This is a genomic window from Pantoea sp. UBA4549, from assembly GCF_002387285.1.
Classification (GTDB): domain Bacteria; phylum Pseudomonadota; class Gammaproteobacteria; order Enterobacterales; family Enterobacteriaceae; genus Pantoea; species Pantoea borealis.
Genome location: NZ_DGLH01000015.1, coordinates 113069 through 128920, shown reverse-complemented (window position 1 = coordinate 128920; position 15852 = coordinate 113069). Strand labels below are relative to the sequence as shown.

Annotated in this window: 15 protein-coding genes; 5 read left to right on the top strand and 10 right to left on the bottom strand. The window is 53.3% G+C overall.

Annotated features, from left to right (window positions below; all coding sequences use genetic code 11):
* Positions 1–13 precede the first annotated feature (13 nt).
* The gene (locus B3041_RS14680) at positions 14–457 is read right to left on the bottom strand and encodes an NADH-quinone oxidoreductase subunit A (RefSeq protein WP_039379033.1); all 444 of its coding nucleotides are present in this window, start codon (positions 455–457) and stop codon (positions 14–16) included.
* Positions 458–1104: 647 nt separating this feature from the next.
* Positions 1105–2028 carry a transcriptional regulator LrhA gene (gene lrhA / locus B3041_RS14675; RefSeq protein WP_039379035.1) on the bottom strand — a complete coding sequence of 308 codons (924 nt, stop codon included), beginning with the start codon at positions 2026–2028 and terminating at the stop codon, positions 1105–1107.
* A 961-nt stretch (positions 2029–2989) separates the two neighbouring features.
* On the opposite strand from lrhA, the gene B3041_RS14670 reads away from it, so the two are divergent.
* Together B3041_RS14670 and yfbR are read left to right on the top strand one after the other, a co-directional pair.
* Entirely contained in the window at positions 2990–4207 is a 1218-nt protein-coding gene (locus tag B3041_RS14670) for a pyridoxal phosphate-dependent aminotransferase (protein WP_065648831.1), read from the top strand.
* A gap of 120 nt (positions 4208–4327) precedes the next feature.
* Positions 4328–4927, top strand: a complete 600-nt coding sequence (gene yfbR / locus B3041_RS14665; RefSeq protein WP_065648830.1) for a 5'-deoxynucleotidase — start codon at positions 4328–4330, stop codon at positions 4925–4927.
* Positions 4928–4942: 15 nt separating this feature from the next.
* Here yfbR and B3041_RS14660 read toward each other — a convergent pair whose 3' ends face one another.
* Complete coding sequence (locus B3041_RS14660; RefSeq protein ID WP_292976231.1) at positions 4943–5602, bottom strand: sugar phosphatase; 660 nt, start codon at positions 5600–5602, stop codon at positions 4943–4945.
* Between the two features lie 28 nt (positions 5603–5630).
* Entirely contained in the window at positions 5631–6083 is a 453-nt protein-coding gene (gene yfbV / locus B3041_RS14655) for a terminus macrodomain insulation protein YfbV (protein WP_065648829.1), read from the bottom strand.
* Between the two features lie 339 nt (positions 6084–6422).
* On the opposite strand from yfbV, the gene ackA reads away from it, so the two are divergent.
* Together ackA and pta are read left to right on the top strand one after the other, a co-directional pair.
* A complete protein-coding gene (ackA, locus tag B3041_RS14650) occupies positions 6423–7625 on the top strand; it encodes an acetate kinase (RefSeq protein ID WP_065648828.1) in 1203 nt (400 codons plus the stop codon).
* A gap of 71 nt (positions 7626–7696) precedes the next feature.
* Entirely contained in the window at positions 7697–9841 is a 2145-nt protein-coding gene (pta, locus tag B3041_RS14645; protein WP_292976226.1) for a phosphate acetyltransferase, read from the top strand.
* Positions 9842–9919: 78 nt separating this feature from the next.
* On the opposite strand, the gene yfcD is transcribed toward pta, so the two are convergent.
* The gene (gene yfcD, locus B3041_RS14640; protein WP_039379079.1) at positions 9920–10465 is read right to left on the bottom strand and encodes an NUDIX hydrolase YfcD; all 546 of its coding nucleotides are present in this window, start codon (positions 10463–10465) and stop codon (positions 9920–9922) included.
* A gap of 327 nt (positions 10466–10792) precedes the next feature.
* Here yfcD and B3041_RS14635 point away from each other — a divergent pair, with 327 nt between their 5' ends.
* On the top strand, positions 10793–11689 hold the full coding sequence (locus tag B3041_RS14635; RefSeq protein WP_065648826.1) for a TIGR01777 family oxidoreductase: 897 nt from the start codon (positions 10793–10795) through the stop codon (positions 11687–11689).
* Between the two features lie 34 nt (positions 11690–11723).
* On the opposite strand, the gene hisP is transcribed toward B3041_RS14635, so the two are convergent.
* The 5 genes from hisP to B3041_RS14610 form a co-directional block, all read right to left on the bottom strand.
* Positions 11724–12497: a histidine ABC transporter ATP-binding protein HisP gene (gene hisP / locus B3041_RS14630; RefSeq protein ID WP_039379092.1), complete on the bottom strand. Its 774-nt coding sequence runs from the start codon at positions 12495–12497 to the stop codon at positions 11724–11726.
* Positions 12498–12505: 8 nt separating this feature from the next.
* Positions 12506–13222, bottom strand: a complete 717-nt coding sequence (locus tag B3041_RS14625) for an ABC transporter permease (protein WP_065648825.1) — start codon at positions 13220–13222, stop codon at positions 12506–12508.
* The gene (locus tag B3041_RS14620; protein ID WP_065648824.1) at positions 13219–13905 is read right to left on the bottom strand and encodes a histidine ABC transporter permease HisQ; all 687 of its coding nucleotides are present in this window, start codon (positions 13903–13905) and stop codon (positions 13219–13221) included. The genes B3041_RS14625 and B3041_RS14620 overlap by 4 nt, the downstream gene beginning before the upstream one ends.
* 196 nt (positions 13906–14101) lie before the next feature.
* On the bottom strand, positions 14102–14884 hold the full coding sequence (gene argT, locus B3041_RS14615; protein WP_065648823.1) for a lysine/arginine/ornithine ABC transporter substrate-binding protein ArgT: 783 nt from the start codon (positions 14882–14884) through the stop codon (positions 14102–14104).
* Positions 14885–15158: 274 nt separating this feature from the next.
* Entirely contained in the window at positions 15159–15728 is a 570-nt protein-coding gene (locus B3041_RS14610) for a UbiX family flavin prenyltransferase (protein WP_065648822.1), read from the bottom strand.
* Positions 15729–15852: the final 124 nt, after the last annotated feature.

The window sequence follows — 15852 nt, the reverse complement described above, 5'->3', positions numbered from 1 at the left end:
TATTGCCTCGCTTTTACTGCTTATGAGGGTTGGTGTGACTGTGGCTGACCGGGCTTGATTTGACCACTACGCGACGACGCGCAGGAGCCCAATCCAGCGCGCCGATGCGAACCAGATAAACCAGGCCTGCCAGGAGCACCAAAATGAAAATTGCGGCTTCGACAAAGCCGACCCAGCCGCTTTCGCGAATGGATGTCGACCAGGCGTATAAATAGAGGGCTTCCACGTCGAAAATAACGAAAAACATGGCAACCAGATAGAATTTTGCAGAGAGGCGGATATGGGTATCGCCAACAGACTCAATACCGGACTCAAACGGAGTGTTCTTGTAACGCGCTTTAGCACGTCCACCAAGCAGCCAGCCGCCGGTTAACATAAAGGCACAAAGGCCAAATGCGATCACAATAAATACAATAAACGCCCAGTGATGAGCGATGACTTCGGTGGTTGTTGACATACGCTTTGCTTACTCATCAAAAGTGGCGATGGCATCCTGCACGGTTGCAGCAAACACACCACATCGATTCAAGGGAAGGATAAAAACCTTATAAACGTTGCCGTCTTTCATGATTAGGCAGCAATTTTATGGGGTTTTTTACTCCTTTCTATAACCTTTTGTCAACTTTGACAAAAGTATCCAAACATTATTTTACACCCGCATCATATTATTAACATATACCCTCATCAGCGCCAGCTAAATCGCTTCAGTTTGTGCGGTTAATTTCAGTGTAGCGGGGTTTTGCATGCATGGATCGTGCGTTTAACACTCACATTTTGACAGGTCTTACGCAGATTTCCCTCTCCCTGACAGGGTTATTTTTTTGATCCAGAGCACACTTCTGCGCTTTTTGCTGTAAAAAGCAGCGCATACGTCGCATTCTCCCGTAGCAAAGAAGGCATTTTTTGATAAAAAATTTCCAAAATAGTTGAAGTTGAAACAACTGATTGCTTTTCGGAAAGCCTGATAATTATCGGCCACAAAAACGCGGGCTTATGTCAGGTTAATGGATAAAAAAAAGCCTTAGTCGCTGTGATGCCGACTAAGGCTTTTTTATAGCGCGTTTATACCGCGCGTAAGAGGTGCATTACTGCTGTCAGTCGTACTTACTCTTCATCATCCAGCAGCAGTGAGCTATCCGGATTTGCGCTGAGATTGTAAGGATCGTTAGTCGATTGCATGGCATTAAAAATGGCCAGTGCCAGCTCATTGTCGCTGTCAGCATTACGACACAGCAGATATTGCGTATCAGGCAACACAGGTAAACCCTCTGCTGCCCCCATCACGCGCAGTTCAGGGCTCATCATTTCAACCGGACGAGCCGTCACGCCCAGACCTGCTTTAACGGCCGCGCGCACTGCTGCCAGTGTTGAAGCCACATAAGAGATACGCCATGGAATGCCGGCTTCATTCAGATGATCTATAGCCATATCGCGATACGGGCTTGGTTCATCCAGCAATACCAGAGGAATCGCTTCGCCGCGCTGGAAAATATAATCAGCGGCACAGTACCAGAGCGTTGGAGAAGTACGCAGCACCTGATGCGTAAAGTTACCCGGGCTGGACGTTGTCACAACCAGATCAACTTCGCCCTGGTTCAGCATTTCCATCATAAACGGGTTACGTTTGACGCGTACATCAATAGCGAGCTTTGGATAGACTGACGTTACCCGGTTCAGCAGGAAAGGCAGAATGGTATCTGATGTGTCATCAGAGGCACCGATAGTCAATACACCCTGAATATTGCTGTACATCAGGGAGGTGCAGGCTTCATCGTTAAAACGCAGAATTTTCCTGGCATAGCCAAGTAGCTGAATACCGTGCTCCGTCAGAAGTTTGTTACGTCCATGTCGGGCAAACAGCTCTTTACCGACCAGTTGCTCCAGACGTTGCATCTGCTGGCTTACCGCTGACTGGGTTCTGCACACAGCTGCCGCCGCCGCCGCAAACGTATTCAGGTCAGCAACAGCAACAAATGTACGCAGCAGATCGAGGTCGAGATTCAGTATCGGACGATTTGCATTAGTCATGATTTTTTTCTTCACTTTATAAGATTTTTAGAACTACTACCCTGGTGTATTGCCACAAAATCAAAGAGATAAGTGACAATGGTACTTACTGACAACCTCCATAAGAGATTGTCCTGAAACCGAGTTCAGGCGGGTAATGACGAGCGTACGTTCTCTGTTAACAGAGAGGCGGCGTCATCAGAGACAGAACAACTTCAGGGCCAAAGACAAGAGTCGTACCGGTGCTGGAAGCTGTGTAGTTGCCTGGTTGCCTGCATAAAAGGTTGCAGAGCAAAAAAAGAGATAACACATTGTTATGTCGATACGAAGCGGTAAAGTGCTTCGAATAATAAATTATACTTAATCATTTTTACGCTTTAAATGGAAATGTTTTCGTGCAAAACATCATGTTTTTTGCTCAATAAGCCCTTTTAACCCCTCCGGCAACACCAGGGTCAAATTTTGACCATGTGGTTTGTAAACTTATTTGGAGCAAAAAAGTTATATAAAAAACGCTCTTTACCCGCCAGTGTTGCACTCGCAAGCACGGTTACCTGCGCAATTTCTATGCTAAGTCTTCGCATAAGAATGCAGATATTGCCGCTGCGCCATGCATGGGTTAACACCCATTGAATAAAACATCATCATTTAGCAAGATACGCTTAACTGTTTCATTGCGCAGCTAATCATTAGCATAGAAAGCATCCCTCATTGTTCTTATGACAGATTTGCCGATAGCGCCGCGGCCAGAAGCAAACCACACTGCCATCTTCCGACATAATAGTCTTTTAAATAAAGCACAAGCAGTCATAAAAACCAATCTAATCGATATACCGCCTTAATTAAACTACTCTGGCCGTGAATCTGTCTCAATCACGCCAAAAGCCACTGCCGCCCTTCTTTTGTTATCACGAGAAGAGTAAATTGGGCTGGTTTTAACTGGGTGGCGGGTTAAAGGACTCTGCCCGAAAAGGCGGCAACGATGAATTTCCAAATTGATAAATCCGGTAAGCTGGAAAATGTCTGTTACGACATTCGCGGACCGGTACTAAAAGAAGCAAAGCGACTCGAAGAAGAAGGCAATAAGGTTCTCAAACTTAATATTGGTAACCCTGCGCCATTTGGTTTTGAAGCACCCGATGAAATTCTGGTCGATGTTATACGTAACCTGCCGGGTGCGCAGGGCTACTGCGATTCAAAGGGGCTTTACTCTGCTCGTAAAGCCATCATGCAGCACTATCAGGCGCGTGATATGCGCGATGTTACCGTTGAAGATATCTATATCGGTAATGGCGTATCAGAGCTGATCGTGCAGGCGATGCAGGCGCTGCTCAATAGCGGCGATGAAATGCTGGTGCCGGCACCGGATTATCCGCTGTGGACGGCAGCCGTTTCGCTCTCCAGTGGTAAAGCAGTACATTATCGCTGCGATGAGTCGGCGGGCTGGTTTCCGGATCTGGATGATATCCGCAGCAAAATCACACCGCGCACGCGCGGCATTGTGATTATTAACCCCAATAACCCCACCGGCGCGGTTTACAGTAAAGAGCTGCTCATGGAGGTTGTGGAAATTGCGCGTCAGCATAACCTGATCATCTTTGCTGACGAAATTTACGACAAGATCCTCTATGACGATGCCCAACATCATTCGATCGCGGCGCTGGCCCCCGATCTACTGACGGTAACCTTTAACGGTTTATCCAAGACCTATCGCGTAGCCGGTTTCCGTCAGGGATGGATGGTATTAAACGGGCCGAAAAAACACGCAAAAGGCTATATTGAAGGCCTGGAAATGCTTGCCTCTATGCGCCTGTGTGCCAACGTACCCGCTCAGCATGCGATTCAGACAGCGCTGGGAGGCTACCAGAGTATCAGTGAGTTTATCGCTCCTGGCGGGCGGCTCTACGAGCAACGTCAGCGTGCCTGGGAGTTGATTAACGACATTCCCGGCGTAAGCTGCGTTAAACCGCAGGGCGCGCTTTACATGTTCCCGCGTATTGATCCGAAGAAATTTAATATTTATGACGATCAGAAAATGGTACTCGACTTTCTGCTGCAGGAAAAAGTACTGCTGGTACAGGGTTCTGCGTTCAACTGGCCTCATCCGGATCACGTGCGTATTGTCACACTACCCCGGGTAGACGATCTGGAAATGGCGATCGGCAAATTTGGCCGTTTTCTGCAGGGCTATCGGCAGTAAGTCATCGTCTGCTGCAGCCTGTCAGGCCATTAACCTGTCATTTACCTGGCTGCAGTCAGGTATATACTGTATGCATTCCGGGGAGGGGTTTCCTCCCCGTTGTGCTGACAGGATGCTGTAATGACTCAAAGCCACTTTTTCGCTCACCTCTCCCGCCTGAAACTCATCAATCGCTGGCCGCTGATGCGCAACGTGCGCACGGAAAACGTCTCTGAACACAGCCTGCAGGTCGCTATGGTGGCGCATGCGCTGGCCGTGATCAAAAATCTGAAATTTGCGGGTGAACTCAATCCCGATCGTATTGCGATGCTGGCGCTCTACCATGATGCCAGTGAAGTGCTGACCGGCGATCTGCCGACGCCGGTAAAGTATTACAACGCGCAAATTGCGCATGAATACAAAAAAATTGAGAAGATTGCGCAGCAAAAGCTGATTGAGATGCTGCCGCCGGAACTGCAGGAAGCATACCGTCCGCTGATCGATGAACACCACTATAGTGCTGCTGAACAGGCTGTGGTTAAGCAGGCAGACGCGCTCTGCGCCTACCTGAAATGCCTTGAAGAGCTTTCCGCGGGTAACCATGAATTTTCACTGGCTAAGACGCGGCTGGAGAAAACCCTGACCGAACGGCGCTCACCGGAAATGGACTATTTTATGGAGGTGTTCGTTCCGAGTTTTAACCTGTCACTGGATGAGATTTCACAGGACACCCCGCTCTGAGCGAGCGGGCAGGGTTCAGGCGCGCAGGCTCAGCGTAAAAGTTCCGGTACCGTTCTGCGTAATGTTTAACGTACGCAGGTCAGGTACATTAAACAGCACCTGGCTCAGACCGGGCGTGTCCGCCGCCGGATTAACAGCAATGACTGCACTGCCCGCGGCAAGGCCTGCTGCAATACCTGCGGGCGCATCCTCCACCACCACACATTCAGACGGGTGCAGGCCCAGACGCTCTGCGCCCAGCAAATAGGGCTCCGGATCGGGCTTACCGCGCCGGATGTCATTGGCTGTTATAAACACGGCCGGCAGGGGAAGTCCAGCAGCGCGATGCCGGGCATGTGCAACCGGCACAGAACCGGAAGTAACAATCGCCCAGGGGATATTCTGCTCATTGAGCTGCATTAGCAGCGCACGGGCGCCGGCTATCTCCTGTACACCCTGCGTATCAGTGGCTTCCTGTTGTTCCAGCCAGTGAAATTCTGCCTGAATGGCTGCCTCACTCTCTCCCTGCATAAAATGACGCAGAGAGTCGATAGCGGGTTTGCCGTGAATGTAATTCAGTACCGCATCAGCGGCGATTGCATGGCGTTCGCCCCACTGCGTCCAGCAGCGATTCACTGCCGGCAGCGAATCCACCAGCGTGCCATCCAGGTCAAACAGAAATCCTTTGAAATTCACCTGCTGCTCCTTGTCCGGTTTTACAACATTAAAGGTCATCCAGAAAAGTGCGATCGAGCTGTCTGAACGCACGTTTCAGCACATCTGCCAGCGCCTGATAAGTGGGTTTTCCCTCTACCGGTGCAATCGCCTGCCCCGCCTCTTCCAGTTTGCTGCGGACTTCATTGAACCACTGCAGCAGCGCAGGCGGTAGCGGTGTACCGGCTCGTTTGCCCAGCCACCATAGTCCCTGCATCGGCAGGCTGCAGGCAAACAGGGCAGTAGCAATTGCCGGCCCCAGCTGCCCGCCTAATGCAATCTGCCACGTCAGGGTAAATATGGCCAGCGGCGGCATAAAACGGATGGCAAAACGGGTCGCCGTAACGACCCGGTTTTCCGGAAACACGGGTGCCAGACGTTTATCCGCAGGCCAGGTTTTCATGTAGTGTTGCCCGCGCTGGAATAAGCCGAACCAGCCCGGATTGCCTGCGTCATTCGCCATTATGCACCTCAACTAATACTGCATTATTTAAAAAAAATTTATAACTACACAACTTTACGTGACATCCTTCAAAACATTTTGTTTTTGCAGGTGACAGTGGGTATTCTGACGCCGTTTTCAGTAACATTACCGGAAGCTGCCGCCTGATTAAAGCACAGCCAGAGCCAGGTATTGCTACAGCGCTTTCAAAAAATCGCGTAAAATTAACGAAATTTTTTTGCGTGTCGTTTTCTTTTTAGCTGGCGCATGATGTTAATCATAAATCGCCCCGCTTTCATGGGCTACGCTGTTAGTCTGATTGCGTTATTTTTAGCCACTATTTAACAAATAGGTACTTCCATGTCGACGAAGTTAGTACTGGTTCTGAACTGCGGCAGTTCTTCTCTCAAATTTGCTATCCTCAATCCAGCTACCGGCGATGAGTACCTGTCGGGGCTGGCTGAATGTTTCCACCTGCCGGAAGCACGTATTAAATGGAAGCTGGAAGGCAGTAAGCAGGAAGCCCCACTGGGTGCGGGCGCAGCCCACAGCGAGGCACTGAACTTCATCGTTAACTCTATTCTGGCACAAAAACCAGAGCTTTCGGCACAAATCGCTGCAATCGGTCACCGTATCGTACATGGTGGTGAGCGGCTGACCCGGTCCGTCATTATCGACGAAGCGGTGATTCAGGGGATTAAAGATGCCTCGTCATTTGCCCCGCTGCATAATCCGGCCCATCTGATCGGCATTGATGAAGCGATGAAAAACTTTCCGCATCTCTCAGATAAGAATGTGGCGGTTTTCGATACGGCTTTCCATCAGACAATGCCTGAAGAGTCTTATCTCTATGCGCTGCCTTATCATCTCTATCGCGAACATGGCGTACGCCGCTACGGTGCTCACGGCACCAGCCACTACTATGTTACGCAGGAAGCGGCAAAACTGCTGAACAAGCCAGTCAGCGAGCTGAATATCATTACCTGCCATCTTGGCAATGGCGGCTCTGTTTCGGCTATTCGCAACGGCCAGTGTGTTGATACTTCTATGGGCCTGACGCCACTTGAAGGTTTAGTCATGGGCACCCGCAGCGGTGACATTGATCCGGCCATTGTTTTCTTCCTGCACGATGCACTGGGTATGAGCGTTGATGCGATCAACAAGCTGCTGACCAAAGAGTCAGGGCTGCTGGGTCTGACGGAAGTAACCAGCGACTGCCGCTACGTTGAAGATAACTATGCGACTAAAGATGATGCAAAGCGTGCGATGGATGTTTTCTGCCATCGCCTGGCCAAATATATCGGCAGCTATACGGCGCTAATGGATGGTCGCCTGGATGCAGTTATCTTTACCGGCGGTATTGGCGAAAATGCTGCTCTGGTACGCGAACTGGCCCTGGGCAAACTGGGTCTGCTGGGCTTTGACCTTGATCACGAGCGCAATCTGGCTGCCCGCTTTGGCAAATCCGGCTTTATTAATAAAGACGGCACCCGCCCTGCACTCGTCATCCCGACTAATGAAGAGCTGGTGATTGCGCAGGATGCCGCGCGTCTGACGGCCTGATCCCTTTCTTCTCCGTCAGCTCAGGCTGACGGAGCGATTTTGACACCCTGTAACACCGCGAGGTTTTTAACGTGTCACGTACAATTATGCTTATCCCCACCGGCACCAGCGTCGGCCTGACCAGCGTCAGCCTTGGCGTGATCCGCGCAATGGAACGCAAAGGCGTGCGCCTGAGTGTTTTCAAGCCCATTGCTCAGCCGCGCGCCGGTGGTGACAGACCGGACCAGACGACCACCATTATTCGTAAGAACTCCGCTATTCCTGCCGCTGAACCGCTGCAGATGTCACGCGTTGAGTCACTGCTGGGTTCAAACCAGCAGGATGTACTGATGGAAGAGATCATTGCCAACTACCACGCCACGGCCAGAGAAGCAGAGGTGGTGCTGGTCGAAGGTCTGGTGCCGACACGTAAGCATCAGTTCGCTTCGGCGCTCAACTACGAGATCGCCAAAACGCTGAACGCAGAGATTGTTTTTGTGATGGCGCTGGGCAATGACTCGCCGGCTCAGTTAAAAGAGCGTATTGAGCTAAGCCAGAGCAGCTTTGGCGGCAGTAAAAACAAAAACATCACAGGCGTTATCATCAACAAGCTGAATGCCCCGGTTGATGAGCAGGGTCGTACCCGTCCCGATCTGTCAGAGATTTTTGATGACTCCTCTAAAGCCAGCGTAGCCAACATCGACCCGAAACAGCTGTTTGCTAACAGCCCGTTGCCGGTACTGGGCTGTGTGCCGTGGAGCTTTGACCTGATCGCCACACGCGCCATTGATATGTGTCGCCACCTCAATGCGGATATCATCAACGAAGGTGAAATCGAGACGCGTCGCGTTAAGTCCGTGACCTTCTGCGCACGCAGCATCCCGCACATGCTGGAGCATTTTCGTCCCGGCTCGCTCCTGGTAACCTCAGCCGATCGCCCTGATGTGCTGGTTGCCGCCTGTCTGGCAGCGATGAACGGGATTGAAATTGGTGCCATTCTGCTGACCGGTGGCTATCAGATTGAAGCGCCTATTGCCCGCCTGTGTGAACGCGCTTTCCAGACTGGTCTGCCGGTATTCATGGTGAAAACCAACACCTGGCAAACTTCGCTGAGCCTGCAGAGCTTTAACCTGGAAGTACCCGCTGATGATACGCAGCGTATTGAAAAAGTGCAGGAGTATGTTGCCGGCTTTATCAACGCCGACTGGGTTGAGTCGCTGACCGCCACTTCCGAGCGCAGTCGTCGCCTGTCGCCTCCTGCTTTCCGCTATCAGCTCACCGAACTTGCACGCAAAGCGGGCAAACGTATTGTACTGCCGGAAGGAGATGAACCGCGCACAGTCAAAGCCGCGGCAATCTGTGCCGAACGCGGCATCGCCACCTGCGTACTGCTGGGAAATCCGGATGAGATCCAGCGCGTGGCTGCAGCTCAGGGCGTAGAGCTGGGCACCGGCATTGAAATTGTCGATCCGGAAGTGGTGCGCGGAAACTATGTGCCGCGCCTGGTTGAGCTGCGTAAAAGCAAAGGCATGACGGAAGTCGTAGCGGAAGAGCAGCTGGAAGACAATGTGGTGCTGGGCACCATGATGCTGGAGAGCGGAGAAGTGGACGGTCTGGTCTCCGGTGCGGTGCATACCACGGCCAATACTATTCGTCCGCCGCTGCAGCTGATCAAAACCGCGCCCGGCAGCTCGCTGGTTTCATCCGTGTTCTTTATGCTGCTGCCGGAACAGGTACTGGTTTATGGCGACTGCGCCATCAACCCGGATCCGAACCCGGAACAGCTGGCCGAAATCGCCATTCAGTCTGCAGATTCCGCCAGCGCCTTTGGTATCGATCCGCGCGTAGCGATGATCTCTTACTCAACCGGCAACTCCGGTGCGGGCAGCGATGTCGAAAAAGTACGTGAAGCCACCCGTATTGCGCAGGAAAAGCGCCCCGATCTGGTCATCGATGGTCCGCTGCAATATGACGCGGCCATTATGGAAGATGTCGCCAGGTCTAAAGCGCCCAATTCGGCGGTTGCCGGACGCGCCACGGTGTTTATTTTCCCGGATCTCAATACCGGTAACACTACGTACAAAGCGGTGCAGCGCTCTGCCGATCTGATCTCTATCGGCCCGATGCTGCAGGGCATGCGTAAACCGGTCAATGACCTGTCACGCGGTGCGCTGGTGGATGATATCGTGTATACCATCGCCCTGACGGCGATTCAGTCGCAGCAGGCGGAAGGGTAATCTCCCCCTTCGCTGCTCAGGTATAAAAAAAGCATGCGCCTGGCGCATGCTTTTTTTCGCCTGTCGCAGATGCAGCCGTCAGCTTTCGCTGTTTTGCTTGCTGCGTGCTGCATCACTGTTGCGGCTCAGCCACAGCGACAGCGCTTTCAGGGAATCGTCGGTGAACTCATCGCAGCGCGCGGTGATCTCTTCCGGCGTCATCCAGAAAATCTCATCGACTTCGCTCTCCTGCATCGCAAACGGCCCGTGGGAAACACAGCTGAACAGCCCGCCCCAGACGCGACAGTGCTGATCTTCAAAGTAGAACTTACCGTGTTCAGCAAACGGCACCGCCGCGATCCCCAGCTCCTCTTCCGCTTCGCGTCGTGCAGATTCGAGCATCTCTTCTCCGCTCTGGACGACGCCGCCCGCGGTGGCATCCAGCATGCCCGGCATGAAATCTTTAGTCTCTGTGCGACGCTGTACCAGGATCTTGCCCATACCATCATGTACCACGATATAGGTGGCGCGATGGCGCAGACACTGTGCCCGCATCTGTGCCCGGCTGGCCTGCGCAATCACTTCGTTCTCTTCGCTGACGATATCGACCCACTCAATAGCGTCGTCTGCCGTTTGATCCACCATCCGTAACCCTTTTGACGTTTCAGCGTGCGCGGCACGCGTCGTTTTTTTATTGCTTTATCAGAATGCGCGTAAGGTAAAGCGTTCTTATCACTGTCGCAAGCGCTTAGCGTGCTTTGCCCGACTCCGGCAGCCTCAGCATGAGCAACAGGGGTGCCACATCTTTACCGACTTTTTCATCTTAAGGCAATAATCTGCTGGTCGGATCTTTGCCTCGCCGGCAGCCGCAATACCACTTTTTCCATTACGCTGCAGGCGCTGTCACACTCACTCTCCGCTTCTCTTCTATGCTCAATGCTGAGCAGATAATCATTTACAGGGAGGCTCACGATGCAATTACTGATTACCGGCGGCACCGGATTAATTGGCCGTCACCTGATCCCGCGGCTGCTGCAGCTCGGGCATCAGGTGAATGTGGTGACGCGTGATGTGGCCGCAGCGCGGGAACACCTGGATGAGCGCGTCAGGCTCTGGTCAGGGCTTAATCAGCAGTCCGACCTTAATGGCATAGAAGGCGTGATTAATCTGGCTGGCGAACCCATCGCCGACAAGCGCTGGAGCGCCAGTCAGAAGCAGCAGCTGTGCGAAAGCCGCTGGCAAATCACCGAACAGCTGGTTTCACTGATTCATGCCAGCAGTACGCCTCCTGCGTTTCTCATCTCCGGTTCCGCCACGGGTTTTTATGGCGACAGCGGCGAGGTCATCGTGACCGAAGAGGATCCCGGCCAGGATGAGTTTACCCATACGCTGTGCGCGCGCTGGGAGCAGCTGGCGCTCAACGCAGAGAGCGATCAGACCCGGGTCTGCCTGCTGCGCACCGGCGTGGTGCTGGCGCGTCAGGGCGGCGCGCTGGAGAAGATGAAGCTGCCCTTCCGCCTTGGCGTGGGCGGGCCGATTGGCAGCGGCAAGCAGTATCTGCCGTGGATCCACATTGATGACATGATTGATGCCATTATCTGGCTGATGGATCATCAGGCACTGCGCGGTCCGTTTAATATGGTTGCTCCCTATCCGGTACGTAACGAACAGTTTGCCGCCACGCTGGGGCAGGTAATGCACCGGCCCGCCTTTATGCGTACGCCGGCGGCCGCGATTAAGCTGATGATGGGGGAGTCGGCGGTGCTGGTGCTGGGCGGACAGCATGTGCTGCCTAAACGGCTGGAGGCGTCAGGTTTTACCTTTCGCTGGTACGATTTACAGCAGGCGCTGCAGGATGTCGCGGGCTGATTAATGCGGGAGCCTGCGCTCCCGCCGCTTCAGGCTATTTCAGTGAGCCTTTCAGGAACTGCTGCAGACGCGGACTCTTTGGATTGCCAAACAGCTCATCAGGCGTCCCCTCTTCCTCAATTTTTCCCTGATGCAGAAAAATCACATGGTTCGAAACGTGGCGGGCAAACTCCATCTCATGCGTGACCACCACCATGGTTTTCCCCTCTTCTGCCAGCTTCTGCATAATACGCAGGACTTCGCCTACCAGCTCGGGGTCGAGCGCTGAAGTTGGTTCATCAAACAGCAGCACTTCCGGTTCCATTGCCAGCGCGCGGGCAATCGAGACGCGCTGCTGCTGGCCGCCAGAGAGGTGTACCGGATACTTTGCCCGCGCGCGCGCATCAATCCCGACTTTATCCAGATACTTGATCGCCCGCTCGCGCGCTTCCGCCTTGCTCAGACCCAGCACCTGAATGGGCGCTTCAGTCACGTTATCCAGCACCGTCATATGGCTCCAGAGATTGAAGTGCTGAAACACCATGGTGAGGCGCGTGCGCAGCGAGCGCAGCTGCTCTTTATTCGCCACTTTCAGCTGGCCGTCGGTATCACGCACCAGCGCAATCTGTTCATTATTAACGGCTATAGCACCTTCGCTCGGTTTTTCGAGGAAGTTAATACAGCGTAAAAAGGTACTTTTCCCGGAGCCGGATGAGCCAATAATGCTGATCACATCGCCGGCATTGGCCCGCAGTGATACGCCTTTCAGAACTTCGTGTTCACCGTAACGCTTGTGCAGTTCGGCAACCTGTAATTTATTTTCAGCCATAGTGATACTCAGTGCGACGAAGAGGGTTTCACATGTGCCAGAAAGCGGCGCTCCGCAAGGCGGAACAGGCTAATCAGCACATAAGAGATAATCAGATAGAGCACGGCAGCGAGCCCAAACGCGGTAAACGGCTGATAAGTGGCCGAGTTGATATCGCGCGCGATTTTCAGCAAATCCGGCACGGTCGCGGTAAACGCCAGCGCGGTAGAGTGCAGCATCAGGATCACTTCATTGCTGTATGCAGGCAGCGCGGTACGCAGCGCTGACGGCAGAATAATGCAGCGGTAAAGCTTTACGGTCGAAAAACCATAGGCGCGCGCGGCTTCAATTTCACCGTGTGGCACGGCGCGGATAGCGCCCGCAAAAATTTCAGTGGTGTAAGCACAGGTATTCAGCGTAAACGCCAGCAGCGTACAGTTCAGCCCGCTGCGGAAAAACGCATTCAGCAGCTCAGAACCTTTTACTACTTCCAGCGTATACATGCCGGAATAGAACACCAGCAGCTGTACATAGAGCGGCGTGCCGCGAAACACATAGGTAAACAGCCAGACCGGTGTTGAGATAAACCGGTTGGGCGAGACGCGGGCGATGGCCAGGATCACGGCCAGGCAGCCGCCGATGACCACAGAAAGGATAAGAAGCCACAGCGTGATGGCCACACCGGTGAAGCGATAACCATCGGTCCAGAGCAGTTGTTTCCAGTATTCCTGAATAATTTCAATCATAATTCTGCCCTTTTTACCCCGACCGAGTAGCGGCGCTCAAGCCACCACAGCACGCCATTGGACAGCGTGGTAAACACCAGATAGATCACCCCTGCCACAATGGCGAAATAGAACGGCTGCCAGGTACTCTTGCCCGCCAGCTGCGTCGCTTTAACCACATCCTCCAGCCCCAGCAGTGACACCAGTGCGGTCGCCTTGAGGATCACCTGCCAGTTGTTTCCGATACCGGGCAGCGCGAAACGCATCATGGCCGGAAACAGAATGCGCCGGAACGTCTGGGAGCCGGTAAAACCAAATGCGGTGGCCGCTTCAATCTGCCCCTTTGGCACCGCCAGAAACGCGCCGCGAAAGGTTTCAGTAAAGTATGCGCCATAGATAAAACCGAGCGTGATAATACCGGCCACCATCGGGTCGATATCAAACTGCGTCAGGCCCAGCGCGTCAGTTACCGCGTTGAGCGCAATCTGCAGCCCGTAAAAGATCAGCAGCATCAGCACCAGATCCGGCACGCCACGGATCAGGGTAGTGTACCCTTCCGCGATGATTGCCAGCGGCCGGCTGCGTGACAGTTTGGCACCCGCTCCGAGCAGGCCAAGGATAACCGCCAGCAGCACGGCGCTCAGTGCCAGCTCCAGCGTCACCAGCGTGCCTTTGAGAATGACTTCAGAATAGCCATACAACATGATTTCGATCCTGTCGTGAGAGGAAAATAACACACGCTGCCCGGTAAATAGCGGACAGTCCTGACCAGGGATATGAATCACGGAAGGATAGCGGCAAGCGTATGAACCCCGGGAGTTTACATAAGTAAGCGCCCGGAGTGAATAGTTATGGCCCCGGTTCCTGTCACTCTGCCCGCAGTATCAGGAAACAGGTCAATCAGTCACCGTAGACGTTGAAATCAAAATATTTTTTCGCAATTTTGTCGTAGGTGCCATCTTTGCGCATCTCATTGAACGCCTTGTCGATGGCGGCTTTGAGATCGCTGTCATCTTTGCGCAGCCCCATGCCGGTGCCTACACCAAAGATTTTGTCATCTTTAACCGCCGGGCCGGCAAAGGCGTAATTTTTGCCTACCGGCTGCTTCAGGAAGCCTTCGCTCGCCTGCACTTCATCCTGGAATGCGGCGTCAATGCGACCGGCGTTCAGATCCTGATAAACCAGATCCTGATTCGCATACGGTGTCACGGTAACGCCCTTTGGCCGCCAGTATTGATTAGCGTAGGTTTCCTGCGTGGTGCCCTGCAGCAGACCGATATTTTTGCCTTTCAGGGAGTCAATCGTTGGCTGCAGCGGAGAGCCTTTTGCCGCCACCAGGCGGGCATTCGCCGCATAAAGTTTTTCCGAGAAGCCAATCTCTTCCTGACGCTTTTCGGTGATAGAGAGCGACGAGATAATGGCATCAATTTTTTTCGCTTTCAGCGACGGGATGAGCGCATCGAAATCACTTTCCACATAGGTACATTTGGTCTGGATACGCTTGCAAATCTCATTGGCAAGGTCGATATCAAAACCTACCAGCTGGCCCTGGGCATTTTTTGACTCAAACGGCGGGTAAGTGGGATCGGTCCCGATGCGCAGCGACTGCGGTACGGCGGCAAAAACGCTGGCGGTGCCGGTCATTGCCAGCAGCAGGGAGAGAGCCAGAACTCGCTTTTTCATAGTTTACCCTCAAGTGACGTGCTTATTGTTATGTGGTGTGATGTGTGTTTTGCGCTGAATAGATTGCAGTTTTCATGCCAGGTCTCAAAGCTGGCGATGCAGCATGCAGGTGCGCTAACGAGCGCGTCGTAACAGGACGCAGACAATTCGTTATGAAGGGAATATAACAGCGGGATGCGGAAGAAAAAGCGAGTTTGCTAACTTTTAGTGCAGATTATGCACGAAGAGTGATCAACACCGCGAATTTGCACATCCATTGTGCAGCGCTCCACGTTTATGCGCCATTCCAGCGCATAAACAGATCTTCCGGCAGGGTAATATCAAACTGATCCACGACGCGATTCACCGTCTGGTCAACCAAATCCTCAATGCGCTGCGGCCGGTGATAAAACGCCGGCACCGGCGGCATTATCATCGCACCCAGTTCAGCCGCCGTGGTCATCATGCGCAGATGCCCGACGTGCAGCGGCGTTTCGCGTACGCACAGCACCAGACGACGCTGCTCTTTTAGCACGACATCCGCGGCGCGCGTCAGCAGACTGTCACTGTAGCTGTGTACAATGCCAGAGAGGGTTTTCATTGAGCACGGCAGGATCACCATACCCAGCGTTTTAAACGAGCCGGAAGAGATACTTGCCCCGATATCCCGCACGTCATGCACCACGCTGGCAAGCGCCTGTACATCCCGCACGCTGTAGTCGGTTTCCAGCGCCAGCGTCTGGCGCGCAGCCGGGCTCATCACCAGATGGGTTTCCACTTCGGGCACCGATTGCAGCACCTGCAGCAGCCGCACGCCGTAGATCGCGCCGCTGGCGCCGGAAAGACCAATGATGAGACGTTTCATAACTCTGCCTTACTCTGTTCAGAAGCGGCAATGATAGCCTGCCCCAGGCAAAAATGCGCTGGCGCACGGTGAAAAAGCGCAAAACAGACGGGGCAGGCTTGCGCCTGCCCCGTCTGTCTGCCGG